The organism is Desulfovermiculus halophilus DSM 18834 (genome assembly GCF_000620765.1).
Classification (GTDB): Bacteria; Desulfobacterota; Desulfovibrionia; order Desulfovibrionales; family Desulfothermaceae; genus Desulfovermiculus; species Desulfovermiculus halophilus.
The window spans coordinates 1-15678 of record NZ_JIAK01000040.1 but is presented as its reverse complement, the minus strand read 5'-3'; the positions used below and the strand labels follow the sequence as shown (position 1 = coordinate 15678).

Below are 15678 nucleotides of genomic sequence, written 5' to 3'. Positions count from 1 at the left end.
CTGAGCTTTTTTTTATTCCTGTCTTAAGTGCTTTCACAGGTCATGGGCTCACCAAACAAGCTTTGTTTTTGGCCTATGACGCTTCAGCTATGCGCGAAAATAGCAACCAAATGAACTCCCAGGGCGCTGGGGTAGTGAAAATAGGGCCTTGTCTACAATTTGTTGCTAAATAATTCAACGGTAACCAACCATGACTGATGACTCGAAAAATGGGGAAGAAATTAGCATGGGATATCAACAGGTAGCAGAGTGGGTCTCTTTAAAACCCGGCATGGGTGGGTCCGGTGTGTGTCGGCGGTAACAGGCATATTCGAGCATAGTCCAGTACAAAAGCATATTAGGACTTAATCGACTGTATTTTTTAAGTGACGATGCCCACGGATTAGACAGGATGTTCTGAAATCCAAGCACCAAGCTTCCAGCCACAGGCTGATCGCCTTTAAAAACCAGGAATATTTTTGTCTGTTCCCGAAACTCATTCAGAAGGCAGGTGAAAAATTTTTTTGAGTGAACAGGAGAACCCAAATCGCGCATATTGATGCTGAATACATCATAAAATCCTGTTAGGAGTTCCTGTCCTCCAATCGCTGCGCGCAGACCTTCTCTGATAGGTTTCCGAATTTGACTCCGGAGCTTTGACTTGAAAGATGAAAGGAGTTGCTCTGAGGCTTCAGGAAGTGAGCGCATTATCCGCACCTTGCCCATATCTGCATAAAAATGCACGTCCGGGTTTGGTTCCCCAAGCTCCATAAGCCCCTTACAGGATGTCCCGCTTGACACAAATGATGTATCGGCATCACAGTGGAATGGATGTGTCTGTCGAATCTCGAGTGTTGTCCCCTTAACCTTTTTTAGGATTTCAACGGATCGTTGCAAAAGCTTTCTTTCCAGAAGAATAGAATCGGCCAGAACTCCAGCAGCATCTACATACGGCAATGAAATGAGGCTGTTGCCAAAAAACCAGTTTTTAAGCTGCACCAGAGGAAGTATGCCGGCAATAGTATAGTCTGAACAGTTTGATGAATTTTCTGATTGAGAAGAGGCAATCAGATAGTGCGGCTTATGCCCATATGCTGCTTCTATGACATTCTTCCATCCAGACAAATGGTATATTGATCCATGTGGATGAGCATATACATATTTATCCCATGCATATGTATCAATATTCATTATATATTTTACAGATTTTTCCATGATCTGATTATATATTAAAGATCATCAGTGGTTGTGTCTATACAATAATCTTGTTTTGATCTCCCACAAGTAAATGTTATTATTTCTCCTAATAAACCAGAACTCCATGCCTGAACTCCCAGCACCATAACAATAACACCTAAAAGTAGTAATGAACGATCACCAATTGGCTGTCCACTTACAATTTTTTGCCATATAACAATACCACATATAAATAATCCAAAAATAAATACAGTTATACCAATAAAACTAAAGAACCGAAGTGGTTTTCTGGTATATCCCATAATAAAAAGCATAGTAAAAACATCGATAACACGGCTAAAGTACTCAGACAAACTATACAGCCCTGTTTTTCCGTATTCTTTATTATGCGAACATGAAACCTCTTTAATTCTATAACCTTTCTTGGAAGCAACTAAAGGCAAAAAGCGGTACATATTTCCATAAAGAGGGGTTTGCTCAACAACTTCTCGTCGAAATATTTTTACTGTGCAGCTCAAGTCATGGATTTGTATACCAAATATTTTTTGTACAATCCAATTAAACACCCTGGATTGAAATTGATTGATCCCAGGATCAACCCGTTTTTTTCTCCAAGGTGTTATCAAATCAGTATCAGAACCAAATGCATCCAAAAGATTTCCTATATCATCAATACTGATTTGCATATATGACCCACATACCAAAATGGTATTGCCACAACTTTGTTTTACACCAGCACGAATGCATGTAGATTGAGGTGATTTTTTACTTATAAACAAAACCTTGATCTTATGCAGATCCATTCCCATTTGGCATATTTTATCAGTTAAAAATCCATCAACACCGTTTACCATCAGAATAATCTCAAAAGACAGATTCCTCGAGCTAAACAAAGAATATACATCCTGTATAAACTGAGGAAATTCAGGATGCTCTTCATCCAATAAAAATATTACCGAATACTCAGGACACACGCTTTGTTCGCAGCACATAGAATTATCTGACTTTGTATTGTAATTCATATCCAGCTTACTATCCCTCTCGTTATACACATATATATTGCGTTTATCAGCACACTTAACTAAAGTACATAACATTAACCCCTTGTCATTTGCACGAATGCTTCATCACATCACTCCAGAATTTTCTTAGCGTTGCTTACAGTGTGGCTCGCTAATCGCACAAATTATCATAAACCTATATTCATTATGCTATTTCATACGCTTCATTTTTCACAATATAATTAACATTTATATACTTATTAATGCTTATTGCATAGGCCATAAATCCTATCGGTATGATAAACTCTCTATATTCTGTAACTTCCCAATATCGGATTAAATTTTCTCCATTAATTATAAATGTCACTTGCGAAACAATCATAAATATCAACAAACAAAATGTAATAATCTTTTCATTTTTATTACGCAGTAAATTAATAATTAGCAACAAATAGAATAAGCTGAATACATATGCAACTTGCGTAAATACTATATTCCACATATCATAGTTAAAAGCACATGCCAAAGATCCAAAAATTCCAACAATAGGACTACCGATCACTAAATTATCATCAATTCGATTTAAATAATTTTTATGCGTTATTTTTAAAAATGGTAAGAAAACTAAAAAGACAAATGCTCCAAAATAGTATATACTTTCAATATAATTTGTAGCAAAATTATGGAGATTTATTTCATTCTGTAAATTACTTTTCATATATTCTGGAGTTTCAATATTTAATACCCTTTGACACCAAGATATTTCCTCCATTGCAATTATGAAGAAGATAATGGACAAAATAAGATAATAAACCTTAATATACTTCGATACTTCATCGACATCCAACGTTTTCCGCAAAACATTAAGCATAATAACACTGCTTAAAATAAGCAAGAGGAAAGACCCAAACTCTATAGGGCCATCTTCTAATGATAGTTGACTAAAATACCATGGGCTGTACATGAATATAAACCAGAACAACACGACAACGAGAAGTGAAAAAATTATAACTAATTGTGATTTCTTATCAAATGCAATTTCTTCTAATTTATTTACATTAATTAGACTCATGAATATAAATAAAGTACCTATAGATATTATGAATGTACGAATAATATAGACAAAAGATACATATGGATCATCTTCACAGAACACAGGTATATTCAATATAAATTTATCAAAAAATATTGTGATAATTATCAATGATAAACCTATATACAACATACTTGTCTTGTCAGTGAATCCTTTCCATTTCACACGACACCCCCTCTTTTCGCTATTAACTAGTTATGATCGATACGTCTTGAGCAAGTCTTTCATTGTCAACTCAGGAAGGCTAGTATGCTGAAGATCACTGATCCCAACAATGAGTTCCCCCAAAATCCCTAAAATCAAAAGGTGAACCACTGCTGAACCGGAGAGGACCGAGGCGATAATGAAAAAAAACGGCTTACCTGCGCTCCAATGGAGCATCCAGCCCAAACATGCCGCTGAGCCCAAAAAGAGAGAAAGAATAACAAAGGGAAGAGACAAGACCGCAAATCCCTTCAAAGGCATAGAAGAAAACTTGATAATTAAGTTTATTGCAACTATGTCAGACAGCACCTTAAAAATTCGGCTCAACCCATACTTGGATACGCCATGCTTCCGCGAGTGGTGCTCAACCGGTATCTCGGCAATTCTCGCCCCTGTCATGCTGACGATGGCAGGAAAAAAGCGGTGCATCTCACCGTACGCCTTGATAGACCGTATGCATTCTGTACGATAGGCTTTTAGGGAGCATCCGTAGTCATGCAATGTAACACCGGTTGTCTTGGAAATGATAAAGTTGGCAACTTTTGATGGGATGACCCTGGACCAATGATCTTTTCGATGCTTTCTCCACCCACTGACAATATCATACCCCTGCCTCATTGTTTCCAATAGCTTGGGGATATCAGAAGGCTCATTCTGCAGGTCCCCGTCCATGGTCACAATAATCTCACCTCGAGCATATTCACACCCCGCCACCATAGCCGCGGTTTGGCCAGAATTGCGCCGAAACCGGATCCCTCGCAACTGTGGCGTGCTTCTCCGCAATTGCTCGATCTTAGTCCAAGTCGCATCCTGTGAACCGTCATCTACAAAGATGATCTCATAACTGACATCAAAATCTGAACCTGCGGTCACGATTTTGTTCACCAGCTCACTCACTGATTCCTCTTCGTTGTACAAAGGAACCACAATGCTCAAATACGGTGCTTGACCACTGTCCATATTCAAAGCAAAGGGAATAGCTTCATCATCCGATCTAATGCGACATTCGCATTCGGGCAATTTTTTTGTTGTTTGCATAGGACACTGCCTGTTTTGATAAACATTTTAGCCTATATGAAAAACTTAACATTTATGAATATTTAAATTTCAGCATATCTATTTAGTTATAATTTTATATTTTTATTTTTGTTACATAATGTTGAAAGGCATAATTATACATATTTGCAAAAGCTTTTGTGGGTAGACTTGGTCCCACATAACAGGCATAATAGTTTTTTCCAACAGTTGGATGTAAACTATATTTGTAATCTCCATACCCTTGCCCAAAATCATAAATTTAAAACATTAAGTCATATAATGAACGTCGAATTGCTTCAATATTTAAAATCCACATAGGTGAATATTTTGCATAGTCTGGATCGAATCCAACCTGATAAGCAAGGTAAGTTTCATTGTTTATAAAACTTAACTGGGCAGCAATTGTTTGCTCATTTAAACGGAGCTGCAGAATCTCTGCTTTGTTTGCTTGCGCAAGCTTCATGGACATATATTTCAGAAAACTCACCTTATTATCGCAAAGTAATGTGTTCCAATTCTTAGACGCAAATCGTTTCTTATGCAGAACAATTAGTTCATCAAATGCAGCAGGAAATTCATCTATGCTGGCAACCTTAACCGTGACATCCCCTTCTTTTCGTAAAGAATTCAACGCATGTCGAAGACGTTTGCGTCGACTCTTGCTCAAACGCTGCATTGGATCACTGATTTGCGGATCTGCTTCCACCCAGACCCGGTCGCATTGAGGTTGAATCCTGCCCTGTGCCCCTAAGACACTGCACAACATTGATTCACTGCTGAGATTTCGCAAATGACAAAACGAATGCCAATTCAATGAACTCCACAAGCCTTGGGCAACATGCTGAATCAAATCGTGATTATTTGGCTCCGCTAACAAGACTTCATTCTGCGGAGACATTCGATACCCTATAAAATCAATGACCTGTAGGACAGATCCCAGCATGTTGCGGGAAAACAGAGGCATGATGCCAACCGCCCGCCCATTGCCATCCTCCATCACCCGGATCGCAACTCTTAAATTTTGTTCAGGGGCCAAAACATGAGAGCACCACATCCGGCACCACTCCCAGGATTGAAACAGGCCGGCTCCCTGGTGCGGGTCCTCCCAGGACTTCCATATATCCTTGAGTGAATCCATCTCATCCAAAGTAGTGACATGCTGCACACGAACTCCGGCCATCCCTCCTCCTTACGCTCTTGTTCCCGCCTAAACACTGTTCACTGCACCCTGTCAGCACCTTGCCGTCAGGGCGGTAAACAAGGATCTGTAGCCCTTGGACGCTACCTGCTATTTTCGGCTCTTCGACACAGGAAATGGAATTGCATACATAAGAGTTTGTCGTCTCTTCTGTGTGCCGTGAGCGGCAGGCCCGCACATTTTCTTGGTCCCGCCAAAAGGGGGAAACCCGGCACTCACGTGTATGATAAGTTTTCGTCACACAGAAAGCAGTGATCCGCACGTGAGTAGCCGGGAGGGGGCAGGGATCCCCCTTTGGCGGGGCTTAGAAAATACCGAGCCGAAAGTGGGCTCACAGAAGAGACGGCAAACTCCAAAAGTCCACAGGCTACGTCGAAGAACCCTATTTTCGATTGCAAAAGCTGGACCGAAACAGGGCAAGTTTCGTATCCCGCATTATGCCCATCAGAAACCTGCCTTCTCCCTGGCGAATATCCCGAAACGAGAGCATGACGCCTAGATAAATCAAAGAGGCTGTCCCAATGGTTTGCCAAAGTCCTATGTCCGATTCCGCCCAGGGCAATGGGATCAAGAAGGCGCACACTCCAATCGAAGATATGACCATCCGTTTGCCGACCCTGGGAATCCCCAACACCATGCTCAGTCGGATCAAAAATATACATGCAAGTATAGTCTCCATGCTTAGCATGACACTTGCCGCACCGATAGCGCCAAAGTGATGGATGGCAAACAAAAATATGGGAATACTGGCGCATGATGTCCAGAAATATCCTTTTGCAATTTCGGATTGCCTGTCTGCTGCAGTGAGAAAAACCTCAAACATCCCTTTGAGAGGTCCAGCTATCAGCATCCAGGCTAAAATCTCCAAGACATGTGCAGACTCCTCAAAACCTTGACCATAGACCACATCGATGAGATCCGATGATATAAGCCACAACCCAGCCGCAGCAGGTAATGCGACAAGTATGGTGCTGTTCACCGAACGATGGTAGAGGTCTTTCAATCGAGCCTTGGACTCCACATAATGTTTTGAAGCGGCGGGAAACAGGGACAGGGGGGCAAACATAGCCATACAGGTCAACAGAAGAATAATTCTATGGGAGGTATTGAATATTCCCGCAGCTGCCGTACCGATCAATATCCCGAGCAGAATGACAGGCAAGCGGATCAAGAGTTGCTCGAGAAAAGAATGCAAACCGTAGGGAAAAGCCTTCGACAGCAGCGAGGTCAATTCGTAGAGACGCGTCCATAGTCCAAGATAGCCATAATACCGCACCGCAAGGACATATCCTATCCCCGCATGAACCAGGCTCATCAAGGGCAAGGCGGCAATGGTCAGGATCAATCCTCCGCCGCAAAAAATAATTGATACCCCAAGCAGGGCAGTAAAGATCCTCTGGGACATATCCAAGAGGCTGGTTATATGCATTTGTTCCCGGGAAACAAAGATTGCGCCAAACCCATCCACCAAGGTTGTAAGAACCTGATACGTGCCGATAAGCCAGATAATGATGACAAGCTCACGGGGGAAGGAGACGACCCAAGTGACCAGCAGGATGCTGATTATGGCCAGAAGGCAAAGGACGAGGCGCAAGGACAGGACCTGACTGTAGTGGGCCATCACCCCGCTTTTCAGACAGCTCATTTCTTTGATTGACAGTTTGTTCAGTCCGGAATCAGCAAAGACAGCGAACAAGCCGGTCAGTCCCATGGCAAATGAGTAGTGCCCTATACCTACTTGTCCAAAACTTCGGGCTATGAGTACGAAATAGATGAACATAAAGCTGTCGGCGAACAGCTTGCCAAAGACCAAGAACCCGAAGTTCTTGAAGATGCGCGAACTGCTTGCAGCAGGAACAGGGCTTGGGGAGCTCATTTTATCCATTGCGAGCTGCCAAACCGGGCTGATGGTGCATCTGATCTGCAAAAGACATGGTTACGACCCGGGATAGCGGGACTCTTCCGTGCCCAGGCAGGCGAAATATGTACTTCGGAGGCATACGGCGTATTGGAATCGGATGCACATCGTGCTCATCTACGAAGCCGGGCAGCAAGCTTCCCCAGGCATTGGATATATAGCCTGCTGCCAAAGACAGCTCTACCGCGAGTGGAGACCCCCGAAACCAGGGAAAGCAAAAATGCTGCACACTCTTGCCCGGCAGACGGCTTTCAATCTCTTCTTTGGAACGCCTGAGATCCTCCAGAAGGGCTGACCGTTGTTCTGAACTCGATTCAAAGCCTGCTTCTGGATACCGGGACCTCATCTCTTGAACCAAGGATACAAGGGTCTTGCGCCAGCCAGGCTGCTCAAAGAAGGCCTCATGTCCATGGGCTGCAACGTGCTGGGCGCAAAACATGGCTATCCGGGGATCCTCGATATAAGCCGGCCTTTTTCCCATCCGCGCACCCCACTTAAGAACAGGCCGCCCCCAAAGCATGGAGGCCGATCTAAATGGGGCATTATCATCTGTAAGAAGGGGCGCAAGGTCCGAATCAAGAAAGGAAAAATCCATCCCGGGTCTTATAAAGTCGACAACCTGTTTGGTAATTGATATACTGTGATGATACATGGAGTGGGATTGAAAATCGAAAACACCACTGTCATGCATCTCTCGTATTTGCGGCCACGTACACATCTTGTCTCGATAATATATCTTATTTTCCTCATCATTTTCATGAACTCTTCCTGGAACAATATAGGCGACAGCCTTCATATTAAACTTCTTTAATAAAGGATACGCTGTGGAATAAAGACTCTTGTGTCCATCATCAAATGTTATGAGGATATATTTTTTTTTCTTCTTATCTCCCAACATCTGAACATATTGATTCATGAGCATTGTTTCATATTCATTTGCCGATATATACTCCAGGCATTCTTTTATAAATCCATAACTTACGCCATGAAATGCAAAAACGGGAATTTCATCTCTGTTTGCTTTAGATAATACATAGCTTGGATATTTTCTGAGTAATATCCCCAATATCTCATTCTTATTCTTTTCTATTTTTCTTTTTATTCGTCCACTCTGCATATCGTCACCTTTGACCAACGGCCCACTCTAAGGCAGACAAGGTCTCCTTGGCCGTCTTCTCCCACGAAAACCGCTGCACATTTTGAAAGCCCTTTTCGATCATTTCCCTATGCAGACCGGGATCTTCCAGGAGGGAGGAAATGGCTTGGGCGATGCTCTGAACATCCAAGGGATCCACATACAAAGCAGCCTCCCCCGCAGCCTCCGGGCTTCCGCCGGTCCTGCTGATGACCACCGGACACCCGCAGGCGTTGGCCTCCAGGGGGATCGCCGGGAAGCTTTCATAGAACGAGGGGAAAACAGTGAGTTGGGCAAGGTTATAAAGCCCGACCAAATCCTCATGTGGAACATGGCCCAGGACATGAATATGTCCATTTGTGTTCAGGCTGGAGATCAGCTCCATTTCAGATGCATACTTCCAGCGTAAAGCTCCGGCAATAACCAGATCGATATCATGGTCCTGCCGAACCTTTGCAAACGCCTGGAGCAAGCGTTTTATATTTTTTCCCGGATAGATATGCCCGACATAGATTATATAGTCTCGGGAAATATCATATTTGGTGCGAACTCTCTCCAGGTTCTTTTCATCATGGATAACCCTGAATATGGGACTTGCTGCCAGATGAACAGTTTTCACCTTGCGTGGATCTATCCCAACCTTCTCTATTATATCCAACCGTCCTCTTTCAGAAACGGCAATTATGAGATCAGAACGCTTCAGGTATTGGGGGTAAATTGTTTTAAAAAATACCATATCTAATTTTTTGTGATGTTCAGGAAATACAAATCGTTCCGTTCCGTGCAAAACCATTGCAGTTTTGCAGGAAGACAAAAAAGGAACAGAAAATTTTGTATGAAATACTATATCAACTTTTTCTCGATCTGCTGCTCGGGGAACAGCCCATTGGTCCCACATCCATTTCCCTCGAAGCGGCACATAAAACTCCCTCACATTTGGCACCTGGGAGAAGTTGCCAAGGTCAGACTTTCTGGAAAAGTAAAGACAATACTCATTGTGAGAATCGATATCGATTAAAGACTTCACGATCCTTCGGGTGTAGACCCCTATCCCCCCGATTTCTCCCCAGGTCCGAGCGCAAACCCCGATTTTCATTCCATTCCCTGAGCCTTGTGGATTCCATGGCTTAAGAGCAGCTTTTCCGACTGGCTGAGAGAGGACAGCTCAATTGCCTCTTCATCAGCAATACTGATCCCGAAGATATTCTCCAGCTCCATAATAAATCTCAAATGGCTGATAGAGTCCCACATCTCAAGATCATTCCGGGATATATCCGGTGCATCCCCATCGATATCAATCTGTAAGATATCAGATAAGATCGCCACAAGATCGACGTCCCCTTCCAAGGAACAAAACACATAACGATTGTTCATTGCTCTGCCCCATCCGATTGTTGGCAATGCAAATTTCGGTAGAGAACCTTGCCCAAACCGTTCTTTGGCAGGCTTCGGACAGCCTGAACATAAAAGGGCACTTTGTGGCTCGGCAATCGCCGGGCGCAATGGCGAACTACCTCCTTCCCGTCCGGAGAAGCGCCGTTTTTAAAAACCACAAACGCCTGAGCGACCTGCCCCAAAGCTTTGTGCTCGATACCGGCAACAGCCACATCAGCAACATGGTCCAATTCCAGAATACAGTTTTCGACCTCCAAGGGAGCGAATTTCCGCCCTCCACAGTTGATCATGTGATCCTTCCGCCCATGAAAGTAATAGTACCCTTCGTTGTCGCAACTTCCTAAATCACCGGTCCGCAGCCATCGATCTTCAGTCAGTGCCTTTTGAGTTGCTTCCGGCTGGTTATAATATCCGCCAAAGACATGCACGCCGCGAATCCAGATCTCGCCTTCCACCCCGGGACTTACAGCTTTGCCCTGCTCATTTCGGACACTCATCTCTACCCCAGTGATCGGCGCCCCGATGGAATCAGGTCTGACCCGGGCCATGCTGTCCGGAAGAACCGTACAGGTTGACGCCTCGGTGAGTCCGTAGGAATTGACGATTTCAATTCCGGGAAACCGCTCTTTAATGGCCAGGTAGGTCTCTGGATCGATAGGAGCGCTGGAGTTCATCAGTAAGCGCAAAGAAGGAAGGTGTGCGGAACAAAATCTCTCGAACAGCAGCATGCTTCGAAATATTGTCGGTACTGCACGCAGACAGGTCACCCCTTCATTGTGAATACAGGCAATCAGAGATTGGGGCTCAAATGTGTCCAGCAGCACAATCGATCCGCCCAGCTCCACCAGGGGCATCATTTGACTTGCCAGGGCGCTGGAATGGCTTAAGGGCATGACAATGACAATCCTGTCCCGATGCGTGTACCCAAACCCCTGGATGGCAAGTCGCGAAACGGCCCGGACATTGGCATGGGTCCGCATCACTCCCTTGGGCTTTCCGGTAGTGCCTGAGGTGTACATCAATTCCGCGACATGCTCTGGGAAAAGAGGCGCATCCTCAGATGCACCCCAATCTTTTTCCAGCCATTCCTCGAAGCTCTCCACCCCCGAATCATCAATCCCGATGCCCAAAATATTTGCATCCGAATGAATGGCCCGCAGCGCGAGCTGCAGCTTGGGCCACAGCATGTGATGCACTATGATGTGCCCCGGGTTGGAATCGTTGAGGACCGTGGCGAGCTCATCAGGGGTCAGGCGTTCGTCGAGAGGATGCACAATCCCGCCGGCATTCACGACAGCGAAATAGCTGAGCACAAACTCAATGGAATTGGGAATCAGCAGCCCCACAATCTCCTGCTGCCCAAGACCCCATTCTGCTTTCAGCCGGGAAGCAAGGGCCTGAACCATTCGGCCGGCCCGGCTGTAATCGATGCGTCTACTTCCCGCCACCAGCCCTGTCTTCTGCGGCCAGCTCGTCGTGGTGTTCTCCCACAGTGAACGCAGTGTATTCATCCGCTGTCCCTTTCCTTCCGCTTCTCCACAACTCGAGCCGGATTGCCCATGACCACCGTCCATGGAGGAACATCCTTTGCGACAACGGCCCCAGCCCCCACAATGCTGTTTCTGCCCACGTGGACTCCATCCAGGATCCGAGCCCCAATCCCGATCCAAACATTGTCCTCGACCGTAATGCCCTGGGATGTCCTGGCTTGATGTATGACGGCTGTGTTCGGATCTCCATAGGCATGACCTCCGCCTAAAAAATAGCTCCCGGCGCCAACGGCCACGTTTGACCCTATCCGGAGCTGACTTCTGGATGCGAGAAAACAAAATGGGCCAAAAGAAACGAAACTTCCGATCTCCAGCTTTGAATCACTGCAACTGAGTATCGTGTTGCGGCCAAGCAGGACCTGATTTCCAATTTCTATACTGGAGCCTCTTCCCTTGGCATCAAGGACCACATAATCGTCAATCATAGTAGACTGCCCAATGGATATATGTGCAGGAGAACGAAGAACAACGCTTTTTCCAAACACAGTACCTTTCCCAATAGCGCGCAGGATACATGGATAGCATTTTCCACGCAGGAAAAACCCCAAGGCACCGGGGAGTGGAGCAAGAAAAAATATGCATATTTCATATCGCAGAAAGGCATAAAAAGAGCTCTGGCCGACGAAGATATTGCGATACCGTTTGCTCGCTGACAGGCTTTGATCGCCAAGCTCTTGTATCAAGGGACGTTCATTCATAATGCAGATCGTTTGGATAAAGGAGGAGATAGAGGTCAGAGTCGGACATCAGCTACAATAAACCTTCGTTTCTATACCACTGAGAAGTTAACCGAATGGCATCCTGCAAACTGAACTCAGGTTCAAACCCCAGTATCTTCTGGGCCTTATGAATGGAAAAAGCCCGGTTGTTTTGAAAAAAGCTCACCCTGCGCCGATGAATCGGAGGCTCTATGCCCAAGGGAACGCACATGGCTTCGCATAACCCGGCAAGCATGACTACCGGCCGTAAGGGGATCCTGTACTTAGGAGCAGGAACACCCAACTCATCTGCGATCATGTGAACCAGATCCCGAAGCAGGACATATTCCTGACCGCCGATGATAAAGGCTTGCCCAACTGCTCCCGGATGTTCCATGCAAAGACAGAAGCCGTGGACCACATCATCGATATAGGCAGGCTGAAAATACACATCCCCGCCTCCGACCATAACGAAGCGTCTGTGCTGAATCATTCGAAAGAGCTTGAGCATTCGGACGTCACCAGGCCCCATAAGGGAAATCGGCCGCACAACGCTGACCGGCAATCCAGTCTGCTCATGAAACGCCCATACCTTCTGCTCTGCCTGGAGCTTCGTCTCCTGGTACAGATCTCCCGGATTGTACGGGGTCTCTTCATTTGCCGGGATTTCCAGAACATTGCCGTGCACTCCTATAGTGCTGCAATGAACCACGCGCTGAACACCATGCCTGGCAGCGGCCCGCATGACATTCATGGTTCCGTCAACATTTATTCCGTATGCCTCCTTGCGGTCCGAGCCTCCTCTTCGAAAGTTGGACACGAGGTGAACAACGACATCCATTCCTTCCACCGCTCGATCGACGGCATCCCTGTCTCGAATGTCCGCCCACACAACACTGTCTGCATCACAGTCCCTGGGTCCGTTCCCAGCGCCCCTGGCCAAAACCCGGACCTGCTTTCCCTGCGAATTCAGTTTGGCAACCAGATGCCGTCCCAAAAATCCTTTCCCACCGGTAACCAAAACCCTGGTCATGATGTTTGCTCTCCTGAGGAGTATACGGCCTTCTTGTACAGCCAGGAATAGGCTTCAAGGATTTTGGATTTGAAAACGTCGAAGGTATACTTTCGTTCCACCAGCTCCCTGGCTTGCGCTGCCCGTTTCCCAGCCAGGTCTTTATTGCTGATGGCCTCGACCAGGGCCTGTCCCAGATCTATCGGTTCCGGATCAGCCAAAAAGGCCGTCTCTTCGCTCAGGACCTGGGTATGGGTGGCCCGTCTGGTGGCCACCACAGGACGTCCGGAGGCCATGTAGGAATAGATCTTCAAAGGTGTATTATCCCCCTCTGCCCGGGGAGAAACAAGGACATCGCTGATCTCCATCCAAGTGCTCATTTCGTTCAGGGGCCGGGGGCCGACCAGGCGCACCCAGTCTCCCATTTCTCCATCAGCGGCCATTTGCCGGTAATACTCCACTCTTTCCATCGGCCCCCCGACCAAAACCAGGACCGGACGTTGGGATCCTCTGAGCCTGCGGAGGACAAAACTCCACGCCTGGAGCAGCAGATCAATGCCCTGGTAGCTTTCCAGATTGCCGGTATACAGCACCACAGGAAGGTCCCAGAGCCTGAATGTATCCCGAAGATGATCAATGAGCACCAGGTCAGGTCCGCTTCCGGCTGGAGGCGGGATATCTTCTACCTGGAATATCTTGGCATGTGGAGCAAGATGAGCTGCGGATGCGGACAAGGCCGAACACATGGTCAGGACAATTGAACTCCGGCCCAGGGCCCAGGCCTCCATCCGACTAGCCAGGTGCAGCAGCCGGCGGCTGCGGATGAATCCTGAATATTCCAGCTGCTTGGACATACATGAGTCCATGTCGAACACACTTGCCCGCCGCAGGATGGTGCCCAGGCTCACAGCCAGAAATCCGCCCTCCTCCACACCGTGAATAACGTCATACCGGTTCCTTATGCACAATGCGGCTGCAGACAGACAGAGGAGAAGGTCGAAAGCCAGCTTGGCCTTGGACGGCCCGGCAGGAATCGAACTGACTCGAAAGATGTTGGGCAACCGGATCACATGCACATTGGGGATGTGAACATCCTGTCCGCAGGGAAAGACCAAAAGATCCACCTCATACCCGGCTTCTCCCAAAACATGGGTAAAAAGCTTGACGTTTATGGGCGTGCCGCGATCCAGATAAAAGGGCTGCGGGGCGATGACCAGCACCCTTTTTCCCCGGGAGTCGGCATATCGCTTACCTAGTCCCCCCTTTCCCAGCCGGGCCCAAAATCCCGCCCGGGCATGAAGCTGGCAGGAGCCAACGTCCTGGCCGACTGCATGCAGGGTGCACAAAGCCTTTGTGCCGCCATGCCGGATCTGCCTAAGCATCTCCAATTCCCTCCAAAGGGCTGTACCGCGCGAGTACCTCCTGGATTTCTTTGTCTTTTGTCTGTTCGTCCCAGCCCAGCTCTGAGGTCAGCACATCGGCAGCTGCCCTGAGGCTTTCAGGCTTGGGGCGGGCTGCACTGCCCATGCCCGTGCGGCGAAAGACAATATCTCCCAGGCTCACAGCCATCTCCTGTCGAACGGCATGTGCAATCTCCGCAGCCAAGACCGGGGGATCGAGACTGACAAAACCCGACAGATCAGTATCCTGTGCCAGGAGTCCAAGGATGCGCTTTGCCTCCGATCCGTACCTTTGGAAGAGAAAGAGGGGATCAAAATTCATCTTTGCAACATATTCATCTTTGTGGGTATAAGCATCTCCCCAGCTTTCTGCATCGATCGACAAAGAAGACTTAACTGACTTATATTCTTTACTTTTTTTCAATTTTATGCGTTTAATAAGCTTTTTAGCAACATGAGGAGCGGTTGTATATTTCACTCCTTGAACTGAGTAAAGTCCAGATATTTGATCTGTATACTCATGGTCGATTATGGATTCTTTCTGATGCGTATGAGTTTAGCCCTTTGATAAACTAAGCTGCCATGTCCAATTCCGTCTCATTTTGGGTGTGGTTTCGCTTAATATAGTTTTTGCTCAGCTCTGTGACATGTTCGACTGGATTGCGCCCCTGCAGATACGATGTTCGAAAGATCGACATCAATACTGCCTGGGCATCTGCCCCGGCCTCTGAGCGGTTTTGCTGGGAGATCTTTCGGGAAATGACCGGTCCTCGAATTTGCTGCTCTGCATGACTGTTCTCTGGGCTCACATCATAATCAAGGAAAGTAAAAAGCTCTTTCTGATGTCGCTTCAGCCGCTT

15 protein-coding genes are annotated in these 15678 nt (G+C 46.5%); all 15 read right to left on the bottom strand.

What is annotated here, in order from left to right:
• Positions 1-234: 234 nt before the first annotated feature.
• A complete protein-coding gene (locus tag N902_RS19445; protein ID WP_084288405.1) occupies positions 235-1194 on the bottom strand; it encodes a GNAT family N-acetyltransferase in 960 nt (319 codons plus the stop codon).
• Positions 1195-1208: 14 nt separating this feature from the next.
• Positions 1209-2198: a glycosyltransferase family protein gene (locus N902_RS19800; RefSeq protein ID WP_153304229.1), complete on the bottom strand. Its 990-nt coding sequence runs from the start codon at positions 2196-2198 to the stop codon at positions 1209-1211.
• A gap of 184 nt (positions 2199-2382) precedes the next feature.
• Positions 2383-3435, bottom strand: coding sequence for a hypothetical protein (locus N902_RS0113550; RefSeq protein WP_153304228.1), 1053 nt, complete (start codon positions 3433-3435; stop codon positions 2383-2385).
• A gap of 30 nt (positions 3436-3465) precedes the next feature.
• Positions 3466-4512 carry a glycosyltransferase family 2 protein gene (locus N902_RS18005; protein WP_051564604.1) on the bottom strand — a complete coding sequence of 349 codons (1047 nt, stop codon included), beginning with the start codon at positions 4510-4512 and terminating at the stop codon, positions 3466-3468.
• A 259-nt stretch (positions 4513-4771) separates the two neighbouring features.
• A complete protein-coding gene (locus tag N902_RS0113535; protein ID WP_027371350.1) occupies positions 4772-5692 on the bottom strand; it encodes a GNAT family N-acetyltransferase in 921 nt (306 codons plus the stop codon).
• Between the two features lie 400 nt (positions 5693-6092).
• Complete coding sequence (locus N902_RS0113530; RefSeq protein WP_084288403.1) at positions 6093-7595, bottom strand: oligosaccharide flippase family protein; 1503 nt, start codon at positions 7593-7595, stop codon at positions 6093-6095.
• Positions 7588-8745 (bottom strand): polysaccharide deacetylase family protein, encoded by a 1158-nt coding sequence (locus N902_RS0113525; RefSeq protein ID WP_153304227.1) that lies wholly within the window; start codon positions 8743-8745, stop codon positions 7588-7590. The genes N902_RS0113530 and N902_RS0113525 overlap by 8 nt, the downstream gene beginning before the upstream one ends.
• Before the next feature lie 4 nt (positions 8746-8749).
• Positions 8750-9859 (bottom strand): glycosyltransferase family 4 protein, encoded by a 1110-nt coding sequence (locus N902_RS18000; protein ID WP_051564603.1) that lies wholly within the window; start codon positions 9857-9859, stop codon positions 8750-8752.
• Positions 9856-10137 (bottom strand): acyl carrier protein, encoded by a 282-nt coding sequence (locus N902_RS17995; RefSeq protein ID WP_051564602.1) that lies wholly within the window; start codon positions 10135-10137, stop codon positions 9856-9858. Before N902_RS17995 ends, N902_RS18000 begins: the two co-directional genes overlap by 4 nt.
• Entirely contained in the window at positions 10134-11669 is a 1536-nt protein-coding gene (locus N902_RS0113510) for a class I adenylate-forming enzyme family protein (protein WP_027371347.1), read from the bottom strand. Before N902_RS0113510 ends, N902_RS17995 begins: the two co-directional genes overlap by 4 nt.
• Entirely contained in the window at positions 11666-12133 is a 468-nt protein-coding gene (locus tag N902_RS20550) for an acyltransferase (RefSeq protein ID WP_051564601.1), read from the bottom strand. The genes N902_RS0113510 and N902_RS20550 overlap by 4 nt, the downstream gene beginning before the upstream one ends.
• Positions 12134-12458: 325 nt before the next feature.
• Positions 12459-13439, bottom strand: coding sequence for an NAD-dependent epimerase/dehydratase family protein (locus N902_RS0113500; RefSeq protein WP_027371346.1), 981 nt, complete (start codon positions 13437-13439; stop codon positions 12459-12461).
• Positions 13436-14800 carry a glycosyltransferase gene (locus N902_RS17980; protein WP_051564600.1) on the bottom strand — a complete coding sequence of 455 codons (1365 nt, stop codon included), beginning with the start codon at positions 14798-14800 and terminating at the stop codon, positions 13436-13438. The genes N902_RS0113500 and N902_RS17980 overlap by 4 nt, the downstream gene beginning before the upstream one ends.
• Positions 14793-15296, bottom strand: coding sequence for a glycerol-3-phosphate dehydrogenase C-terminal domain-containing protein (locus tag N902_RS0113490; protein ID WP_153304226.1), 504 nt, complete (start codon positions 15294-15296; stop codon positions 14793-14795). The genes N902_RS17980 and N902_RS0113490 overlap by 8 nt, the downstream gene beginning before the upstream one ends.
• A gap of 94 nt (positions 15297-15390) precedes the next feature.
• Positions 15391-15678 (bottom strand): IS66 family transposase (locus tag N902_RS17975; RefSeq protein ID WP_034622925.1); only part of this gene is annotated, 288 nt, incomplete at its 5' end.

Coding starts and splice junctions, on each gene's coding strand:
- N902_RS19445 (WP_084288405.1), bottom strand. CDS start 1,194: ATGGAAAAATCTGTAAAATATATAATGAATATTGATACATATGCATGG.
- N902_RS19800 (WP_153304229.1), bottom strand. CDS start 2,198: ATGAATTACAATACAAAGTCAGATAATTCTATGTGCTGCGAACAAAGC.
- N902_RS18005 (WP_051564604.1), bottom strand. CDS start 4,512: ATGCAAACAACAAAAAAATTGCCCGAATGCGAATGTCGCATTAGATCG.
- N902_RS0113535 (WP_027371350.1), bottom strand. CDS start 5,692: ATGGCCGGAGTTCGTGTGCAGCATGTCACTACTTTGGATGAGATGGAT.
- N902_RS0113530 (WP_084288403.1), bottom strand. CDS start 7,595: ATGGATAAAATGAGCTCCCCAAGCCCTGTTCCTGCTGCAAGCAGTTCG.
- N902_RS0113525 (WP_153304227.1), bottom strand. CDS start 8,745: ATGCAGAGTGGACGAATAAAAAGAAAAATAGAAAAGAATAAGAATGAG.
- N902_RS18000 (WP_051564603.1), bottom strand. CDS start 9,859: ATGAAAATCGGGGTTTGCGCTCGGACCTGGGGAGAAATCGGGGGGATA.
- N902_RS17995 (WP_051564602.1), bottom strand. CDS start 10,137: ATGAACAATCGTTATGTGTTTTGTTCCTTGGAAGGGGACGTCGATCTT.
- N902_RS0113510 (WP_027371347.1), bottom strand. CDS start 11,669: ATGAATACACTGCGTTCACTGTGGGAGAACACCACGACGAGCTGGCCG.
- N902_RS20550 (WP_051564601.1), bottom strand. CDS start 12,133: ATGATTGACGATTATGTGGTCCTTGATGCCAAGGGAAGAGGCTCCAGT.
- N902_RS0113500 (WP_027371346.1), bottom strand. CDS start 13,439: ATGACCAGGGTTTTGGTTACCGGTGGGAAAGGATTTTTGGGACGGCAT.
- N902_RS17980 (WP_051564600.1), bottom strand. CDS start 14,800: ATGCTTAGGCAGATCCGGCATGGCGGCACAAAGGCTTTGTGCACCCTG.